At 68.5% G+C, this 18,465-nt stretch carries 16 protein-coding genes; 6 read left to right on the top strand and 10 right to left on the bottom strand.

The window, feature by feature from the left end; all coding sequences use genetic code 11:
- Positions 1 to 34: 34 nt before the first annotated feature.
- A complete protein-coding gene (locus ACFVJ5_RS25000) occupies positions 35 to 670 on the top strand; it encodes a TetR/AcrR family transcriptional regulator (RefSeq protein ID WP_379223559.1) in 636 nt (211 codons plus the stop codon).
- A 228-nt stretch (positions 671 to 898) separates the two neighbouring features.
- Positions 899 to 1,342 (top strand): hypothetical protein, encoded by a 444-nt coding sequence (locus ACFVJ5_RS24995; protein WP_379223557.1) that lies wholly within the window; start codon positions 899 to 901, stop codon positions 1,340 to 1,342.
- A gap of 65 nt (positions 1,343 to 1,407) precedes the next feature.
- On the opposite strand, the gene ACFVJ5_RS24990 is transcribed toward ACFVJ5_RS24995, so the two are convergent.
- Positions 1,408 to 1,989 carry a helix-turn-helix domain-containing protein gene (locus tag ACFVJ5_RS24990; RefSeq protein WP_379223555.1) on the bottom strand — a complete coding sequence of 194 codons (582 nt, stop codon included), beginning with the start codon at positions 1,987 to 1,989 and terminating at the stop codon, positions 1,408 to 1,410.
- Between the two features lie 82 nt (positions 1,990 to 2,071).
- Here ACFVJ5_RS24990 and ACFVJ5_RS24985 point away from each other — a divergent pair, with 82 nt between their 5' ends.
- A complete protein-coding gene (locus ACFVJ5_RS24985; protein ID WP_379223554.1) occupies positions 2,072 to 3,055 on the top strand; it encodes an NAD(P)/FAD-dependent oxidoreductase in 984 nt (327 codons plus the stop codon).
- A 68-nt stretch (positions 3,056 to 3,123) separates the two neighbouring features.
- Here the strand turns inward: ACFVJ5_RS24985 and ACFVJ5_RS24980 are convergent, their stop codons facing one another.
- From ACFVJ5_RS24980 to ACFVJ5_RS24970, 3 genes are all read right to left on the bottom strand, one after another.
- Complete coding sequence (locus ACFVJ5_RS24980) at positions 3,124 to 3,342, bottom strand: hypothetical protein (protein WP_379223553.1); 219 nt, start codon at positions 3,340 to 3,342, stop codon at positions 3,124 to 3,126.
- 237 nt (positions 3,343 to 3,579) lie between these two features.
- Positions 3,580 to 3,960: an ADP-ribosylation/crystallin J1 gene (locus ACFVJ5_RS24975; protein ID WP_379223552.1), complete on the bottom strand. Its 381-nt coding sequence runs from the start codon at positions 3,958 to 3,960 to the stop codon at positions 3,580 to 3,582.
- A 57-nt stretch (positions 3,961 to 4,017) separates the two neighbouring features.
- On the bottom strand, positions 4,018 to 4,872 hold the full coding sequence (locus ACFVJ5_RS24970; protein ID WP_379223551.1) for a helix-turn-helix transcriptional regulator: 855 nt from the start codon (positions 4,870 to 4,872) through the stop codon (positions 4,018 to 4,020).
- A 101-nt stretch (positions 4,873 to 4,973) separates the two neighbouring features.
- Between ACFVJ5_RS24970 and ACFVJ5_RS24965 the strand changes: the two genes are divergently transcribed.
- Both ACFVJ5_RS24965 and ACFVJ5_RS24960 read left to right on the top strand, forming a co-directional pair.
- Entirely contained in the window at positions 4,974 to 5,690 is a 717-nt protein-coding gene (locus ACFVJ5_RS24965) for an SDR family NAD(P)-dependent oxidoreductase (RefSeq protein WP_379223550.1), read from the top strand.
- On the top strand, positions 5,684 to 6,160 hold the full coding sequence (locus ACFVJ5_RS24960) for a hypothetical protein (RefSeq protein ID WP_379223548.1): 477 nt from the start codon (positions 5,684 to 5,686) through the stop codon (positions 6,158 to 6,160). The genes ACFVJ5_RS24965 and ACFVJ5_RS24960 overlap by 7 nt, the downstream gene beginning before the upstream one ends.
- Positions 6,161 to 6,168: 8 nt before the next feature.
- Here the strand turns inward: ACFVJ5_RS24960 and ACFVJ5_RS24955 are convergent, their stop codons facing one another.
- The 6 genes from ACFVJ5_RS24955 to ACFVJ5_RS24930 all read right to left on the bottom strand — a co-directional run bounded on the left by ACFVJ5_RS24955 (position 6,169) and on the right by ACFVJ5_RS24930 (position 17,471).
- Positions 6,169 to 7,335, bottom strand: a complete 1,167-nt coding sequence (locus tag ACFVJ5_RS24955; protein WP_379223546.1) for a hypothetical protein — start codon at positions 7,333 to 7,335, stop codon at positions 6,169 to 6,171.
- A gap of 182 nt (positions 7,336 to 7,517) precedes the next feature.
- Positions 7,518 to 11,300: a multifunctional oxoglutarate decarboxylase/oxoglutarate dehydrogenase thiamine pyrophosphate-binding subunit/dihydrolipoyllysine-residue succinyltransferase subunit gene (locus ACFVJ5_RS24950; protein WP_379223544.1), complete on the bottom strand. Its 3,783-nt coding sequence runs from the start codon at positions 11,298 to 11,300 to the stop codon at positions 7,518 to 7,520.
- A 105-nt stretch (positions 11,301 to 11,405) separates the two neighbouring features.
- A complete protein-coding gene (locus ACFVJ5_RS24945; protein ID WP_379223543.1) occupies positions 11,406 to 15,011 on the bottom strand; it encodes an ABC transporter ATP-binding protein in 3,606 nt (1,201 codons plus the stop codon).
- A complete protein-coding gene (locus tag ACFVJ5_RS24940; RefSeq protein ID WP_379223541.1) occupies positions 15,011 to 15,796 on the bottom strand; it encodes an ABC transporter permease subunit in 786 nt (261 codons plus the stop codon). The genes ACFVJ5_RS24945 and ACFVJ5_RS24940 overlap by 1 nt, the downstream gene beginning before the upstream one ends.
- On the bottom strand, positions 15,793 to 16,755 hold the full coding sequence (locus tag ACFVJ5_RS24935; RefSeq protein WP_379223539.1) for an ATP-binding cassette domain-containing protein: 963 nt from the start codon (positions 16,753 to 16,755) through the stop codon (positions 15,793 to 15,795). Before ACFVJ5_RS24935 ends, ACFVJ5_RS24940 begins: the two co-directional genes overlap by 4 nt.
- Entirely contained in the window at positions 16,752 to 17,471 is a 720-nt protein-coding gene (locus ACFVJ5_RS24930) for a hypothetical protein (RefSeq protein WP_379223952.1), read from the bottom strand. The genes ACFVJ5_RS24935 and ACFVJ5_RS24930 overlap by 4 nt, the downstream gene beginning before the upstream one ends.
- Before the next feature lie 174 nt (positions 17,472 to 17,645).
- Here ACFVJ5_RS24930 and ACFVJ5_RS24925 point away from each other — a divergent pair, with 174 nt between their 5' ends.
- Positions 17,646 to 18,440 carry an enoyl-CoA hydratase/isomerase family protein gene (locus ACFVJ5_RS24925; RefSeq protein WP_379223537.1) on the top strand — a complete coding sequence of 265 codons (795 nt, stop codon included), beginning with the start codon at positions 17,646 to 17,648 and terminating at the stop codon, positions 18,438 to 18,440.
- Positions 18,441 to 18,465 lie beyond the last annotated feature (25 nt).

Here is an 18,465-nt window from a genome sequence, read left to right as displayed (position 1 = left end):
AACAGCTATTGAGCAAGATTCAGTAGTGGCTAAGATGGCCGGTGTGACTACCAGGAGTGCGGGAGAGACGAAGCGTGTGCGGCTCAGCCCCGAGGAGCGTCGGCTACAGCTGATCACCCTCGGCGCCGAGATGCTGGCCGACCGAACGCTCGAGGAAGTCTCGGTCGACGACATCGCCAAGCAGGCGGGGATCTCGCGCGGCCTGCTGTTCCACTACTTCGCTTCCAAGCAGGAATTCCACCAGGCGATCGCCCGGCATGTGAACACCGAGATCTTCGTCGCGATCATGCCCAACCGTGAACTGTCGCTGTTCGACATGCTCCGCGACTCGATCGAACGGTTCGTCGACTACGCCACCGAGCACTCCGCGTCCTACCGTTCCGTGCTGCGCGGGCCCGCCAGTGTCACCCCCGACATGGTCGGCTATGTGAACGAAACCCGCGGCGCCATCACCGATCTCATCGTCAGCGAGCTGCCGCTGCCGCCCGAGGATCCCGATCTGGCCCGGCTCACCTTGGCCATTCGCGGCTGGATCGCCTTCGTCGAGGAGACCATCCTCACCTGGATGATCGACAAGCCGATCAGTCGTGAGTCGCTGGTCGACCTGCTGGTGGAGTCGTTGCCCGCGTTGGCGCTGAGTCCGGCGTTGATCGCCGCGCTGCGGGATTGAGATTTCTGTTAACGGACCGAGGGGCGCGTCGCGAACTTGTCATGAGATGCCCTGTTCTCCGGGGCGTCCGCCGCTGCATGGAATGAGGGTATTCATCCGTCAAATCCGTTGTGGCAGTTGATCTTCAGATGCCGAATCGTGACCGTGACGGCGGCTAACGGAAAGCCGGTTCGGGACGACGAAGTGGGTATGACTCTCACGAACAGCACGTTTCGCAAACTCTCGGCCGTGGTTGTTTCCACCGGCGCCGTCCTCGTCGGGCTCGGTGCGCCCGCCGGCGCGCTGCCCTCGGATCCGATCGCGGTGTTCACGCCGACGCTCAGCCGGACTCCCGGCGCCAACTGCGCGGCGATCATCAACGCCCAGACCGTCCCGCAGCCGCAGTCGGGCACCTTCGGCGTGCGGGTGGCGATCACCCAGACCGGAGACTTCTGCCAGCGCTACCAGGTGGCCGTGCGCTTCCGCAATCTCGACACCGGCTACAGCGACGGCCAGTCGCACCCCGTGGAGAACGGTCAGATCCTGCACGCGCCGGACAATGTGATCGTCGGGTTCGGGACCGCGCCCGGCAAGGGCCGGGTGGAGGCCTGGATCGTCACCACCGACGAAAGCCTGCCCCAGCACCAGGAATTGGAGCACATCGCGGGACGCGCGAGCTTCACGCTCGGCTGATTCTCGCTGTTAGTCCGTCGGGGCGAGTGCACAATTCAGTGCGCTCGCCCCCCGTCGTGCCCGCCCTAGTCGGATTTGGGGCGGGCGCGCAGGTGCGCGCGCTCACCCTGTTTGCCGAACAGGCTGATGAATTCGACGGATTGTTCGTCGGCAGCGCCGAACCAGTGCGGGATATGGGTGTCGAACTCCGCGGCTTCGCCCGGGGTGAGAATCAGATCGTTGTCACCGAGGATCAGGCGCAGGCGTCCGTTGAGGACGTAGAGCCACTCGTAGCCCTCGTGTACCTGCGGTGTCTGCGGTCGATTGCGGGCGCCGGGGGCGATGATCATCTTGAACGCCTGGATGCCGCCCGCGCGTTTGGTGAGCGGGAGCATGGTCATGCCGTGGCGGGTGACCGGGCGCAGGTGGATGCGCGGGTCGCCGGTGGGCGGGGCGTCGACGAGTTCGTCGAGGGTGACGCCGTGCGCCTTGGCCAGGGGGAGCAGCAGTTCCAGGGTGGGTTTGCGGTCGCCGGATTCCAGACGCGACAGGGTACTGACCGAGATACCGGTCTCCTGGGCCAGGTCGGCGAGGGTGGTCTGGCGCTGTTTGCGCAGCGTACGCAGCCGAGGACCGACCGAGTCGAGGGTTTGATCGAGGTCGTCCATGCTCATCACTTTGCCATATCGGCAAAGAAGGTTGCCAGTATTTGGCGCTGGGTTGCACTGTGGATGCTCGAAGGAGGTCGAGATGACACAGCTGGACGATTCGTACGACGTGGTGGTGCTCGGCGGTGGAGCCGCCGGGCTGAACGCGGCGCTGATGCTGGCGCGTTCGCGGCGCTCGGTGGCCGTGATCGACGCGGGGTCACCGCGCAACGCGCCTGCTCAGGGGGTGCACGGACTGCTCGGGCGCGAGGGGATGTCGCCGTTGGAGCTGCTCGAGCTCGGGCGAGCCGAGGTACGTGGGTACGGCGGGCACGTCGTGTCGGGCCGGGTTGTCTCGGTGGATCGTGCGGGCAACGCCACGGGCGCGGAATTCCTGGTGACCCTCGCCGACGGGCGCACCGTGTCGGCCCGGCGCATTCTCGTCGCCACCGGACTCGCCGACGAGCTCCCCGATGTTCCCGGGCTGCGCGAACACTGGGGCCACGACGTTCTGCACTGCCCCTACTGCCACGGCTGGGAAGTGCGCGAGCAGCGCATCGCGGTCCTGGCGAGCAGTCCGATGTCGGTGCACCAGGCGCTGCTGTTCAGTCAGCTCAGCGACGACATCGTCTTCCTGTCGCACACGGCCGAACCCGTGCGTGCCGAAGACGCGGAAAAGCTGGTGGCACGCGGTATCCGGATCGTCGACGGCACGGTGGTCGAGGTGCTCGGCGCCGACCGGCTGACAGGCGTCCAGCTCGCCGACGGCACCGTCATCGAACGTGATGCGCTGGTCGTGGCGCCCCGCATGAACACCCGCGCGACGTTCCTCACCGAACTCGGTCTGATTCCCGAACCGCACCCCTCCGGCATGGGCGACCACATCCCCGCCGATCCCGTCGGCCGCACCTCGGTGCCCGGCGTCTGGATCGCGGGCAACGCCACCGACCCGTCCGCCCAGGTCGGCGCTGCCGCGGCGGCCGGGGCCATGGCGGGTGCGCAGATCAACGCGGAACTCGTCATGGAAGAAACCGCTGCCGCGGTGGCTGGACACCGAGCCGATCGCGTCGAATCCGCGTCCGTGTAGGCCCGATCGATACTCGGTTCGACACGAAGGCCCCCGTCGAACCGATGACGGGGGCCTTCGCTGTCGGCTCAGTTATCGGTGGCCGGGCACACGGTGCTGCTGAACGGGCACGGCTTGAACAGCTCTTCGATGAGCATCACCAACGTGCCGCTCCCGCTGGTCGCGTCGGCACTGCCGGTGCCCGCCTCGGCGACCGACACCGTCGGCGCGGCCGCCGCGGTAGCGGGCACCACCGCACCGAGCGCCACCATCGCCACGCCCGCCATCACGAATTTCCCGATCGACACGCAAACTCCCAATTTCGACAAGTGTTGTCACAGTTGACGACATGGATGCTGCCCTCTGAACCGACCGACCGGTAGCCCTGAAAACCGGGGTTGCGGCTGTCGATTCGGGGTCTCCGGGCGACGATCCGCGCCGTCGGCCACGCAATGAGCAGGTGAACCGCCGGGATGTCCACAGCACCCCGGTGTCCGACCTACGGTGACGGCCCTGACCGAGCCGCCTGAGCCTCGATGGCCTGGTCACGCCGTTTCGGGCAGGGGCGCGCCTTCCGGGAAGCGGCGCACGACTTCGATCGCGCCGACGATGTTGCGGTTGAATTCGTCGAGATCCTCTGCGGGGATCCAGTATTCGAGGATGTCGCGGCCGCCGGCTTGTTGCACGTCGTAGTTGTCGAGGTAGTCGGTTCGGACTGCGAAGCGGGTGACGTATCCCGCGCCGGACGCGGGCACATTCCAATCGCGGGCGATCAGTACCGCGTAGGCCTCGTTGAGGACCGGGTAGAAGATCGGCTGGTCGGGAAGGCGTGGTGGCCAAGTGCGCCAACCGGAATCGGCGACAAGCGCCAGCTCCTTGGGGCCGGTCGGCCGCCAGAGGATGGTGGTGCGTGGTGCGGTGGGCATCGGTTACTCCTTCGCGAGTAACGCACCGTATCCGAGTAGCCCGGTGGAGGCCATCTGTTATTCGGTGGGCGGTGTCGCGAAGGATTCGAGGCCGGTTACCCGGAGGAGGTCGAGGGCGGTGGCGGTGTGGGTGTAGGGAGCGGCGGAGTAGATGATGATGGTTTGGTCGGCGTCGGGGACGTGCATGGCGTCGCAGTCGAGGGTGAGGGCGCCGAGGTCGGGGTGGGCGATGGTTTTGGTGAGGCTGTGCATGGCGCTGGAACGGCCTGCCTGCCAATGCGACTCGAATTCGGGGCTGCCGGTGCGTAGTTCGGTGAGCAGGCGGGTCAGGCCGGGGTCGTCGGGGTAGGTCGCTTTGACCGCGCGCAGGCAGCCGACGCAGGCGGCCGCGTTGCTGTCGGCCTCCTCGGGCGTCATCACGACGCGGCCCATGCCGGTGCCGAGGAAGCGCTGCCACATGATGTTGCGCCGGGCCACCGGGATCGCGGAGAAATCACCGAGCAGGGCCGCCGACAAGGGATTCCAGGCGAGGACATCGGATTTGGCCGACAGCACGAGCACCGGCAGATCGGCCAGGCGATCCAGCAACCGCAGCACGCTGGGGCGGATCACCATCGGAATCCGTCCGGCCTGCGGCGGTTCCGACCCGGCGAGCCGGAAGACGAGATCGCGGTCGACGTCGGTGAGCCGCAGCGCCCTGGTCAGCGCGCCGAGCACCTGCTCGGACGGCTTAGGGCCGCGACCCTGCTCCAGTCGCACGATGTAGTCGACGCTCACCCCGGCCAGGCTCGCCACTTCCTCGCGCCGCAGTCCGGGGACCTGCCTGCGTGACCCGCCCGGCAGGCCCGCGTCGGCGGGGGTCAGCCGCGAACGCGCGGTGCGCAATACCGTCGCCAATTCCGCTCTGTCCACCCCTCCCATGGTGCCGCAGGACAGCGGATCAGGGGTGGTACCGCGGGTCCTATGCCGAGGCAGCACTGGAGACCGGGCCGCGCCGGCGCGACGCTGGAGCCATGACGACAACGATCGCCCTGGTCACCGGGGCCAACAAGGGACTCGGCCGGGAAACGGTGCGCAGGCTGGCCGAAGCGGGCTGGCAGGTGTTCCTCGCCGCCCGCGACACCGCGCTCGGCGAGGCCGCCGCCGCCGAATTCACCGCGGCCGGGTTCGACGTTCGATTCGTCCCGCTCGATGTGACGTCCGACGAATCGGTCGCCGCGGCCGCCGACCTCGTGAAGGCCACGGCGGGCCGCCTCGACGTGCTCATCAACAACGCGGGCATCGGCGGTCCGCGCACCGTACCCTCCGAAACCGTGCCCGACGATCTGCGGGAAGTGTTCGAGACCAACGTCTTCGGCCCGATCCGGGTGACGAACGCGTTCGTGGGGCTGCTGCGGCTGTCCGACCATCCCCGCATCGTGATGGTGTCCAGCGGTGTCGGCTCGATCGCGACGGTCACCGACCCGAAGTGGCAAGGCCTGCTGCCGCCCGCCCTCGGCTACCCGAGTACCAAAGCGGCGCTGAACATGCTCACCGTCATGTACGCGAGCGAACTCGGCGAGATGAAGGTCAACGCGATCGATCCCGGCTACACCGCCACCGACCTCAACGGGCACAGTGGTTTCCAGACCGTCACCGAAGGCACCGACGCCGTCGTCGCCGCGGCGACGGCCGACCGGGACGGCCCGACCGGCGGATTCTTCGACCGAACGGGCCCCACGTCGTGGTGAAAGCGGGCGCCCTGCTCGTGGCGGTGCTCGCCGGCCTCGGCATCACCACCTATCTGATGAGAACGGAGAGTCCAGTGGCACAACCGAAGACGAGCACGGTGCTGTCGATCGGCCTGCACCCCGGCGCCGTCGACTACACCCGCTACCCGCAGATCGACGAAGCCACCCTGACCGCCCGCATCGCCGCAGGCGAAACCGCCTTGCGCGAAGCAGGTTTCGACATCGTCTCCTGCCAGGTCCCCGCCGACCCCGACGCGGCCGAAGCGGTCCTGCGCGACTGCGCGGCGGGTGGGCAGTTCCGGGTCGCGATGATCGGCGCGGGCGTGCGGATGGCGCCCGAACACACTCTGCTGTTCGAGCGGTTGATCAATGTCGCGTCCGACCTCGCGCCCGGCATCCGGTTCTGTTTCAACACGTCTCCGGAATCCACGATCGACGCTCTGCGCCGCTGGGTCCAGCCGGGCGGATAGGTGACGGTCTACTTGTGGCCGCCGCCGTGATCGTGGCTGCAAGTGTCGGTGCGCCGGCCGTCGGCGCTCGCTTGACCCGCGCCATGGCCTTCGAGCGCCGCGAACGGACCGCACTGATGCGGGGCGATCCAGACGTGCACCATCGGGTTACCCGAGCCGGGGTTGATGGAGTTGGGCGGGCAATTGCCCTGGGCGTCGAGCACACCGGCGACCACGGGGCCGTTGTCGCCCGCCTTCCAGCAGAGATTGTCGTGGACGTGCCACTGCATCAGAGAACCGCCGAAGTCCACCAGGCTCGGGTCGTCGATCTTCTTGCCGTTGGCGATGTACATCGCCGACACGAGGGTGCGGTTGGTTCCGTCGACCCGATAGACCAGCGACTCCGGGTGGGCGGGGTCGAGGAAGTTGTTGTCGCGGATGTAGCTCATGTTGATGTAGTGCTCGTACCCGGTGGCAGAGTCGCCGATCGAGCGGAAGCCCAGGGCACCAACGCTGTTCACATCCGAGAAGGCGGGCAGACCGTCCAGGGTGCTGCGCACCAGATTGCTCGCGCGCGACTGCTGGTCCGACGTCACACCGCTGACACCCGACAGGTCGATCGGCTTCGTCGGATCCCACGGGCGCGGCCAGTTCGCCTCGGCGCCGTGCTCGTCGCCCGCGCCGTGGGCGTGGTCATCGCCCGCGGCATGCGCGTGATCGCCGGTGCCGCCGTGACTGTGGACGTGCCCGACACCGTTGAGCATCGCCGCCAGCGCCAGCACACCCACGGCCGCGGCCGCGATCCCGGACCGCATCGGCGGCAGGGTCGCGGTGGGCCGGAGCAGTCCGATGCCCGCGGCGACGGCGGCCAGCGCCCCCAACGCGGCGCACACGGTGTCGGCCACCTGCGGTGACTCCGCGGTCAACCCGGCGATCCACCCCACATCGGCGAACCGGGTGAACGCCCACACCGCGGCGGCGAAGGCATTCGCCGCGAGCATCGAGCTCACGACCACCTTGCGCTCGCTCAGCAAGACCGCCAGCCCGGTCGCGCACTGGATCGCGGCGAGCACCACCATCAGCCGCGCCAGCGTGGCGTGCTCGGTGTGCATCCCCGCCGCCATGAAATGCACGGCGCCCGCCCCCACCGACGCGATCCCGCCCAACAGCAGGTATCCGTTACGTCCGTTCGCCATGCCACGCTCCTGTCCAGTCGTTCGGGGCGGACACTACCCGGGCACCGTAAGGCGCAAGTGCTGCCCGGATAAGAGAACTCTGTGACCCAGCTCTCGTCGAACCGGGCGCGAACCCCCGGAAACGGCGAACGCCGGGCGGATCGCGATGATCCACCCGGCGCAGGCCGTTGTGCGAGAAGAACCTACGTGGTCGGCTCGAAAGCCTCGCCGATGATCTCGGCCTGCTCCACGGCGTGCACCTTCGACGAACCCGAGGACGGGGCCGACATGGCGCGACGCGAGATGCGGCGCAGACGGCCGAGGCGCTCGGGCAACACCTCGGGGAGGTTGAGGCCGAAGAAGGGCCACGCGCCCTGGTTGGCCGGCTCTTCCTGAACCCAGGCGATGTCGGTCGCGTTCGGGTACTTGGCCAGCGCCTCGTTGAGGCGGTACGTCGGGATCGGGTAGAGCTGTTCGATCCGGACGATCGCCACGTCTTCGCGCTTGTGCTTGGCCTTCTCCGCGGCCAGCTCGTAGTAGAGCTTGCCCGAGGTCAGCAGGATGCGCTTGACCTTGGCGGTGTCGCCGATGCCCTGTTCGTAGGTGGGCTCGTCGAACACCGAACGGAACTTCGACTCGGTGAAGTCCTTGACGTCGGACACCACGGCCTTGTTGCGCAGCATCGACTTCGGGGTGAAGACGATCAGCGGACGACGGATCCCGTCGAGCGCGTGCCTGCGCAGCAGGTGGAAGTAGTTCGCCGGGGTGGACGGCACCGCCACGGTCATCGAGCCTTCAGCGCACAGCTGCAGGAACCGCTCGATGCGACCGGAGGTGTGGTCGGGACCCTGACCCTCGTGGCCGTGCGGCAGCAGCAGCACCACGTCGGAGAGCTGGCCCCACTTGGCCTCACCGGAGGAGATGAACTCGTCGATGATCGACTGCGCGCCGTTGACGAAGTCACCGAACTGCGCCTCCCACAACACGAGTGCGTTGGGGTTGCCCAGGGAGTAGCCGTATTCGAAACCGACGGCGGCGTACTCGCTCAGCGCCGAGTCGTGCACCGCGAACCAACCCGGCTTCTCCGAACCGATGTTGTGCAGCGGGGTGTACTCGACGGCATTGATCCGGTCGATGATCACCGAGTGGCGCTGGGTGAACGTGCCACGACGCGAATCCTGACCGGTCAGGCGCACATCGTGGCCCTGGTCGATCAGCGAACCGAAGGCCAGCAGCTCGGCGAAGGCCCAGTCGACCTTGCCCTCGTAGGCCATCTCGCGACGCTTCTCCAGCACCGGCTTCACGCGCGGGTGCACGTTGAAACCGTCGGGAGTGTTCAGGAACGCGTCACCGATGCGCTGCAGCACCGACTTGTCCACCGCGGTGATCACGGTGGCGGGCACCTTCTGGTCGTCCTCGACGGACTCCGACGGCTCCGGAACGTACTTCTCCAGCTCGCGGACCTCGTTGAACACACGCTCCAGCTGACCCTGGTAGTCGCGCAGCGCGTCCTCGGCCTCTTTCATGGAGATGTCGCCACGGCCGATCAGCGATTCGGTGTACGCCTTACGCACCGAACGCTTGGTGTCGATGATGTCGTACATCTCCGGCTGGGTCATCGAGGGATCGTCACCCTCGTTGTGCCCGCGACGGCGGTAGCAGACGAGGTCGATGACGACGTCCTTGCGGAACTTCTGCCGGAAGTCGACCGCGAGGCGCGCGACCCAGTCGCAGGCCTCCGGGTCGTCACCGTTGACGTGGAAGATCGGCGCGCCGATGAACTTCGCGATGTCGGTGGAGTACTCGGTGGAGCGGCTGTTCTCCGGCGCCGTGGTGAAGCCGATCTGGTTGTTCACCACGATGTGGATGGTGCCGCCGACGCGGTAACCACGCAGACCCGACAGGTTCAGCGTCTCGGCGACCACGCCCTGACCGGCGAACGCGGCGTCGCCGTGCAGCATCAGCGGCATCACCGAGAAGCCGTCGGGGCCGTCGCCCTTGTCGAGCAGGTCCTGCTTGGCGCGCACGAGGCCCTCGAGAACGGGGTCGACCGCCTCCAGGTGCGAGGGGTTCGCGGTGAGCGAGACCTCGATCTCGTTGTCGCCGAACATCTGCAGGTACTGGCCGTGCGCACCGAGGTGGTACTTCACGTCGCCGGAGCCGTGGGTGGCCGCCGGGTTCATGTTGCCCTCGAACTCGGTGAAGATCTTCGAGTACGGCTTGCCGACGATGTTGGCCAGCACGTTGAGGCGACCGCGGTGCGGCATGCCGATGATGACTTCGTCCATGCCGTACTCGGCGCACTGGTCGATGGTGGCGTCCATCATCGGGATGACGGCCTCGGCGCCTTCGAGCGAGAAACGCTTCTGGCCGACGTACTTGGTCTGCAGGAAGGTCTCGAACGCCTCCGCTGCGTTGAGCCGGTTCAGGATGTACTTCTGCTGCGCGACAGTCGGTTTGACGTGCTTCTGCTCGACCCGCTCCTGCATCCACTTGAGCTGATCGGTCTCGAGGATGTGGGTGTACTCCACACCGACGTGGCGGCAGTACGCGTCACGCAGGATCGACAGCACATCGCGCAGCTTCATCCGCTCCTGGCCGTGGAAACCGCCCACGTCGAAGGTGCGGTCCAGGTCCCACAGGGTGAGGCCGTGCTCGGTGACGTCGAGGTCGGGGTGGCTGCGGAACTTGTCCTTGACCAGGCGCAGCGGATCGGTGTCGGCCATCAGGTGACCACGGTTGCGGTAGGCCGCGATCATCTCGAGCACGCGCGCGCTCTTGTCGACACCGCGCGCGCTGATGTCCTTGCGCCAGCGGATCGGCTCGTACGGCACGCCGAGGCCGTGGAAGATCTCGTCGTAGAACTCGTCGGAGATCAGCAGGTTGTGGATCGTGCGCAGGAAATCGCCCGACTCGGCACCCTGGATGATGCGGTGGTCGTAGGTCGAGGTCAGCGTCATCAGCTTGCCGACGCCGATATCGGCGATCCGCTCGTCGCTCATGCCCTGGAACTCGGCGGGGTACTCCATCGCACCGGCACCGATGATCGCGCCCTGGCCCGGCATGAGGCGCGGCACCGAGTGGACGGTGCCGATGGTGCCGGGGTTGGTCAGCGAGATGGTGACGCCGGAGAAATCGTCGTTACCGAGCTTGCCTTCGCGTGCCCGGCGCACGACATCCTCGTAGGCCGCGTGGAACTGACCGAAGCTCATGTCTTCGGTTTCCTTGATGGCGGCCACGGCCAGCGATCGGTTGCCGTCCTTGCCCTGGAGGTCGATCGCCAGGCCCAGGTTGGTGTGGGCCGGGGTGACCGAGTTCGGCTTGCCGTCGATCTCGGCGAAGTGGCGGTTCAGGTTCGGGAACGCCTTGATCGCCTGCACGATCGCGTAACCCAGCAGGTGGGTGAACGAGATCTTGCCGCCGCGGGTGCGCGCCAGGTGGTTGTTGATCACCAGGCGGTTGTCGATCATCAGCTTGGCCGGGATCGCGCGCACCGACGTCGCGGTGGGGATCGTCAGCGAGGCCGACATGTTCTTGGCGATCGCGGCGGCGGGGCCGCGCAGCACCTTGTTCTCCGGACCGGCGGCGACAGCCTTGGGCGCGGTGGTGGCCGGTGCGTTCGACACCGGTGCAGGTGTGGTCTGCGGTGCGCGCACGGTCTTGGCGGCCGGAGCCGGGGCCGGAGCGGCGGCCGGGGCCGGAGCCGCGGCGGGCTTCGGCGGTGCCGTCGCTACCACGGCTTTGGGAGCCGGGGCCTGTGCAGCGGCAGCCTTGGGGGCTGCGGCTGCGGAGGGAGCGGAGGAGGCGACCGATGCCTGGCTGTTACCGGATTCGGTGGCTTCCGGCGTGTAATCCGCGAGGAACTCGTGCCAACTCGCGTCGACCGAGGACGGGTCCTGTTTGAACTTCTGATACATCTCGTCGACTAGCCACTGGTTCTGTCCGAACTGGGAAGTTGAGCTGCTCACAGCTGGTGTTCGCCTCATTTCGTTCTTCGCGCTGCGACGTTTGTGACGTGCCCGGCAGGGGAATCAGCGGATGGCTGCCGATGCGCCCTCACCGAGCATATGCCCAGCGGTTGACAGGCGTCGCTACCGGTCTTGGGTCGACACTATGCCCTCTGCCTCCAGCCCCGCCGCCCAGAGTCGGGAGTAAGGGCCGTTACTGGCGAGTAGGTCCGATGGTGCGCCGAATTCCACGATACGGCCGTGTTCGACCACCGCAACCAGATCGGCGCGGGCCGCGGTCGCGAGCCGGTGCGCGACCACCACGGTGGTCCGTCCTCGCGTCAGCGATCGGCTCGCTACCAGCACCGATGCCTCGGTTTCCGGGTCGAGGGTGGAGGTGGCCTCGTCGAGGAGCAGCAGGTCGGGATCGACCAGTTCGGCCCTGGCCAATGCGATCAGCTGGCGCTGTCCGGCGGATAGTCCGCGGCCGCGTTCACCGACCGGATGATGCATTTTTCGAGGTAAACCATTGATCATTTCCGACGCCCCGACGGTGTCGGCCGCGATCGCGATGTCCACCGATGTGGCAAATGTTTGCCCGAATGCAATGTTGCTCGCCACGTCGCCGGTGAACAAGTGAACTTCCTGGGGCACAATTCCCAGCCGCGTCCGGTACTCGGTGAGGACATATTGACGAAGATCCACACCGTCGACCCGGATCGCGCCCGCCGCCGGGTCGGGCGGGAGGTCGTAGAGACGGGCCAGCAGCTTCACGATCGTCGACTTGCCGGCGCCGGTCGGGCCGACCAGTGCCAGCGTCGCGCCGGGCGCGACGGTGAAGGTGACGCCGTCGAGGGCGGGAGCGCTCGCGCCGGGGTAGCGGAAGCGAACGTCGTCGAAGGTGATCTCACCGCGCAGGCGATCGATGGATAACGCGTCGGGTGGGTCGGCGGCGATCGACGACGTGGTGCGCAGCAGGTCGCCGATGCGCCGGAGTCCGACTCCGGCCTGCTGGTAACCGTCGAAGACCTGGGACAGATCCTGGATGGGACTGAACAGCAGACCGAGGTAGAGCACGAACGCGACGAGCGTTCCGGTGCTCGTGCGCCCGTCGGCGACGGCGTTGGCGCCGAGGTAGACCACCACGGCCAAGGCCACGTCGGCCCAGGCAAGGCCGAAGGAGAAGTAGGCCGCGATCGCGCGCTGGGCGCGGATCCTGGCATCGCGATAGCGGTGGGAGTATTCGGCGAAGCGCCGCGCGGCGGCAGGCTCGTAGCGGGCGGCCTGCACGGCGCGCAGGCCCGCGATGTTCTCCTGGAATCCGGCATTGACCACCGAGACCCGTTCGCGCGAGACGGTGTAGGCGACCGAGGACACCCGCCGGAAGGCGAGGGTGGCCAGCAGCATCGGCGCGACGGCGATCAGCACGACCACGGCCAGCCCGGCATCGATGAAGAACAGCCCGAGGGCGACGCCGATCAGGGTGATCACCGCGACCAGCCCGGTGGCGACCCCGGTCTGCAGGAACGTCGACAGCGCGTCGACGTCGGTGGTCATCCTGGTCATGATGCGGCCGGACAGTTCACGCTCGTAGAAGTCCAGGCCGAGCCGCTGCAACTGGGCGTAGCTGCGCACCCGCAGGCCGAACAGCACGCGCTCGCCCGTGCGCGCGGTGAGGACGGTGACCACCGCGCCGACCACCAGACCGACCAGCACCAGACCGATCCCGATCACCGCCGAGACGAGCAGAGCGGTGTCGTCGCCCGCGGTGACACCGGTGTCGATGGCATAGCGGACCAGCGGCGGGAAGGCGATCCCGACCAGCGCGTCGACGACGAGCAGCAGGACGACCACACACACCAGGCCCCGAACCGGGCGCAGCAGGGCGCGCAGGCCGAAGTCGGGTTGGGGCGCGCGCAGGTCTCCGGGCAGGGCGGGGTCTTCGGTAGCCGGTGGCAGTGCGTCGACCGCGGCGCGCAGTTCCGGTGTTTCGCTGAGGTCGGTCGATGCCGACGACATCGACCGAGGTTTGCCCGCGTCGTCGCGAGGCGTGGTCGGGTCGGCGGCCGTCGGCGCCATCGAACCGGTGGGTGCGGGCAGCCGGATGACGCGGTCGGCCCGGGCCAGCGTCGATTCGCGATGCGCCAGGATCAGCGTGGTCCGCCCGCCCGGATCGGGCAGGCGGCGGAAGATCTCGGCTTCGGTGACGGCGTCCACTGCGGAGGTGGCGTCGTCGAGCACCAGCACGCGGGGACGGCTGAGCAGCACCCTGGCCAGGGCGATGCGCTGGCGTTGACCACCCGAGAGCGTCAGCCCGCGTTCGCCGATGACGGTGTCGTAGCCCTCCGGCAGCGCGGCGATGAAGTCGTCCGCGGCGGCGGCCGTCGCGGCGGCCGCGATCTCCGCGTCGGTGGCGTCGGGCCTGCCGAGCGCGATATTGGCGGCGATGGTGTCGGAGAACAGGAACGGATCGTCGAAGACGACACCGACCGCGCCGCGCAGCTCGTCGGCGCGCAGCTCGGCCAGGTCGACGCGGGTGCCGTCGGCGCCGACGAGGTTGATCCGGCCCGTATCGGGTGCGTAGAAGCGGGGGAGCAGCAGCGAGAGCGTGGACTTGCCCGAGCCCGCCGGGCCGATCACCGCGACCGTCTCGCCGGGGCGCACGGTGAGATCGAGTTCCTGCAACACCGGTTGATCCGGCTCGAAACCGAAACTGACAGCATCGAATTCGATCCCGAGCGGTCCCGGCGGCAGCTCGGTGGGGTCCTCCGGATCGACCAGCACCGGCGCCGCGTCGATCACCCCGAAGACCCGATCGACGGCGGCCTTGGTGAGCTGACCCATGATCACCACCGAGGTGATCGTGCGCGCCGAGGACGTCATGGTGGCGAGGTAGGCGGTGAACGCGAGGAAGGTGCCGATGCCGATCGTGCCGTGCGAGGCGAGCACCCCGCCCACGATGATCACCGCGACCAGCCCGGCCTGCGGCAGCGCCGACACCACCGGCGCGAACCTGGCGTTGATCCGCGCGGCGCGCATCCGCTCGGCGAACAGCAGCCGCCCGTGGTCTTCGAGGATGTCGACCATCCGGGATTCCTGCCCGAATCCCTTCACCACCCGGACGCCGGTCACCGTCTGCTCGACGTGTTCGGCCAGGTCGGCCGCGCGCTGCTGGGCCGACCAGGTCGCCGCGTAGAGCCGGGGCCGCATCCGCAACACGATCAGCGCCATCGCGGGCGCGACCAGCAGCGCGGCCAGCGCCAGCGGTGGACTCAGCCACACCATCACCACCGCCGACAGCACGAACTGCAGCACCGCCAGCCCCGACCACGGCACCATCGCCAGCAGTCCCTGCACCAGTTGCAGATCGGTGATGGACCGCGACACCACCTGTCCGGTGCGGATCGCGTCCTGACCCGCGCCGTCGAGCCGCTGGAGGGCGGCGAGCAGCGAAATCCGCAGGCTGTGTTGCACTTCCAGCGACAGCTTGCCCGCCCAGAGCCTGCGCGCGAACGTGACGACGAACCGGGTCACGGCCAGCCCGGCGAGCAGGGCGGCGGCGCTGCCGATCACCGCGGTGTCGCCCACCTGCGCGGCGTCGACCGCGCGCTTGGTGGCCAGCGGTGCGGCGATCGCCACGGCCGCACCCGCCAGCACCGAGACCACGATGCCCGCCAGCAGCCGGGGATGTTCCAGGCACAGGCGCCAGAGCCTGCGGATCCAGCCCGACGAACCCGCGGTCGCGGGCACTACAGGTCTCGGTTGCGCAGGTCCCACCACCCCGCGGCGCCGACCGCAGCGGTCCACAGCAGCAGCACCACCAGTGCCGCCGGTGTCGGCGCGAAGACCTCGGCCTCGTCGAACGAGCCCGCGCTCACCCCGGCCACCGTGGCCGAGACGGGCAGCAGCGCGGCGAATCCGCCCGCGCCGAAACCCTTGGCCACCACCCAGATCAGCGGTTCGAGCGCGAACGCCCAACCGAGCACCAGCCACACCGCGCCGCTGAAGGTGCGCAGCAGCAGCCCGATTCCGGCGCCGAGCACCGCCCAGCACATGGCGACCAGCAGACCGGCGGCGAGCACCTCGATCAATTGCCAGCCGAGTTCGAACTTGCCGCGCGCCGCGACGAGCAAGACCAGGAAGCTCACCAGCTCGGCGGCCAGCGCGACAGCGAAGGCGAACGCGGCGGTGGCGAGGTATTTCACGGTGACCAGCCGGTCGCGATCGGGCGCGAACAGCACGCTCAGCGCCATGGTCTTGTGCCGGTACTCGCCACCGGTGGCGGCGATGCCGAGCAGCGCGGCGACCACGAAGACCGCGATCATCCCGAGGTAGAGCCCGACCGTGGCGGCGCCGGTCGCGGGCTGACCGTTCGGATCGGCGGGCCCGGACATGATCGCGGTGATCAGCGTGCCGACCAGCGCCAGCGCGATCGGCGCGGCCAGCAGCAACCGGGTCTGCCGCAGTGCGACGATCTTGCGCGCCTCGGTGTCGATACCGGGAACGAGATCGGCGGGCAGCACGGAGATGGTCATCGGGGCATCCCATACGAGGTCGGCGCCGGGGCGTACGCGGCGGGATTCGGCGTGGGCACGGTGTGGCGGTGACGGCGGGGCTTGGTGAGCGAGGCGAGCACCCGATCGGGGTGGATGGGATCGGCCACGATGCTGCCGATCCGGACCTGCGCGAGCTCGGCGATGGACCGGATGGTCGCCTCGTCCGCCTCGGCGACGGCCAGCCTGCCGTCGGGGCGCATCACCGCGTCGGTGAATCCCCGGCCCGCCAGTGCGGTCGCCAGTGCGATGGACGGGGACGCGGCGACGACGAGCCGGTCGGGATGGCCGCGGCGCAGCTTGGCCGGTGCGCCCTGCCAGACGACAGTGCCTTCGCTGAGCACCACGAGTTGATCGGCGCTCGCCACCACATCGGCCAGTGCGTCCGAACTCACCAGCACGGTGCCGCCGCGGTTCACGTGACGGCGCAGCAATTCGTGCAGCCAGCCGCGTTCGATGCCGTTCGCACCCGCGAACAGATCGTCGAGCACCAGCAGCGGGGGATCGGCCAACAACGCCATGGCCAAGGCCAGACGTGTCTGCTGACCCGGATGCAGCTGCGCCACAGCGGTTTCGGCGACGGCGGTGAGCCCGGTCTCGTCGAGCACCGCGGCGACCCGACGACGGGAAGCGCCCGCGACCGGCGCGTAGCACCGCAGCTGATCGCGCACGGTGCGTGCCGGATGCAGCCCACGGGGGTTCAGTACCGCCCCGACCGCGGCGGGATCGTGGCCGGGGCCCTCGATACTGCCGGTGGTCGGCTGCTGAAGTCCCAGCACCATCCGCAGCACCGTCGACTTGCCTGCCCCCGCGGGACCGACGAGCGCGGTGACCGACCCCGTCGCGACGGTGAAGTCGATCTCGTGGACCGCGCTCACCGGACCGAACTGTTTGCCGACGCCACGCACCAGCACAGCGTCACCGCCGCGGCTCCTGCTCACTTCTTGTTCACCTTGCCGGTGCCGATCGCGGGCAGCGGATCGGCATCGATCACGTTGTGCAGCGGGGTGGGCCACACCGCGGGCGCGGGCCCGAAAGCCTTGTGCGCGTTCTCGATGGTGACCTTGCCCAGCGCCCGGTTGCCGGCGCCACCGATGGCGGCGCCGATGCCGGCGGGCAGCACTTTGCCCGCCATCAGCGCGACGCGCTTGGTGATGAAGCGCTTCATGAACTGTTGGAGCAGTTTGCTGTTGATCCCGCCGAGGCCGGGAACCTTGCCTGCCAGCGCGCCCGCCCAGTTCTTCGACTGGGTGCTCAGCCCCTTCTGCACGATCGCCATTCCGGCGTCGCCGAGCACGACAGCGAGCACCAGCGCGCGCCGAGCTTCCTTGTTCTCGGGCTCGATGCCGTGCACCGCGGCCTGGGCCAGGGTGAACACGGCCGACGCTTCCATGAAGAACACGGTCTCGGCGCTCACGGCCCCGAGCGCGGCGATCGTGCCGACCCCGGGCACCGCCGCGGTGGCGCCCACCGCGGCGCCGCTGCCGGTGACGGCGAGCAGATACTGCTTCTCGAGCCGGGTCACGATCTGGGCCGGACTCTCTCCCGGATGACGCTCACGCAGGAACTCGACATAGCGGCGTACGGCCGGCGCCTGCAGCTTCGACCCGGTGTCGAGCACATCGACCACGGCTTTTTCGATCGCGTTCTTGAACACGGCGTCGTCCTCCTCTTCGCCCCAACGAGTCGAACTGTAGGGCACTTCCGTACCCCAGAGCTCATCATGCCAACGACCACCGACAGCCCGCGGTTCCGTGACGTGCGCGACCGATTCCCACCGGCCGGTCCGACTAGCTCTGTCGGCCGCGGCCCCGGGTTCTACGCTGACCCGATGAGTGAAACCCAGCCAACCCGACTCATCCGCGATTTCACCGAGGCCGGTGCCGAGTTCGCGACGATCACCCTCGACCACCCGCCGCTGAACCTGTTCGATCGCACACTCATCGCGTCGCTGATCGCCGATATCGCCGCGGTGCGCAAGCTGCCGCCGCGGGCGTTGCTGATCAGGGCCGAAGGCAAGGTCGTCTCGGGCGGGGTCGACGTGAACATCTTCGACGGCCGAACCGCCGAGGAGGGCGCGCAGCTGTGGCGTGAGCTGTTCGAGCAGATCATCCACCCCCTGGAAGCGCTGCCGTGCCCGGTGGTGTTCGCCGCGCACGGGCTGACCCTGACCGCCGCCTTCGAGATCTCGCTGGCCTGCGACATCATCCTGGCCGCGCCGAAGGCGAAGTTCGGGCTGGTGGAGACCGTGGTGGGACTCACGCCGTCGATGGGCGGGCCGCAGCGGCTCGCCGAGCGGGCGGGTTCGGGCCGCGCCCGCGAGTTCGTGATGACCGGCGACCTCTACCCCGCCGCGACGATGGCCGAGTGGGGCGTGGTCAACGCGGTCCACGAGGACCTGGAGACCGAGGCTCGCGCGCTGGTCACCCGTCTCGCCGACGGTCCGACGCGCGCGCACGCGGCGACCAAGCAGATCATCGAGGCGTGGCGTTCCGGCGGTGTGGCACACGCTGATTCGGTGACGCCGGAGGTCTCGGGCGAGCTGTTCGGCACCGCGGACCTGCGCGGCGCGGTCCGCAGCTTCCTCGATATCGGACCGGGTAAGGCGACCTATCGCGGCGAATGAGCGCGCCGAGTGCCTGACAGCGATG

Origin of the sequence: Nocardia sp. NPDC127606, from assembly GCF_042671725.1 — a bacterium.
Classification (GTDB): Bacteria; Actinomycetota; Actinomycetes; order Mycobacteriales; family Mycobacteriaceae; genus Nocardia.
Note: the sequence above shows the minus strand (reverse complement) of the source record. Positions and strands in the feature narration are given on the sequence as shown.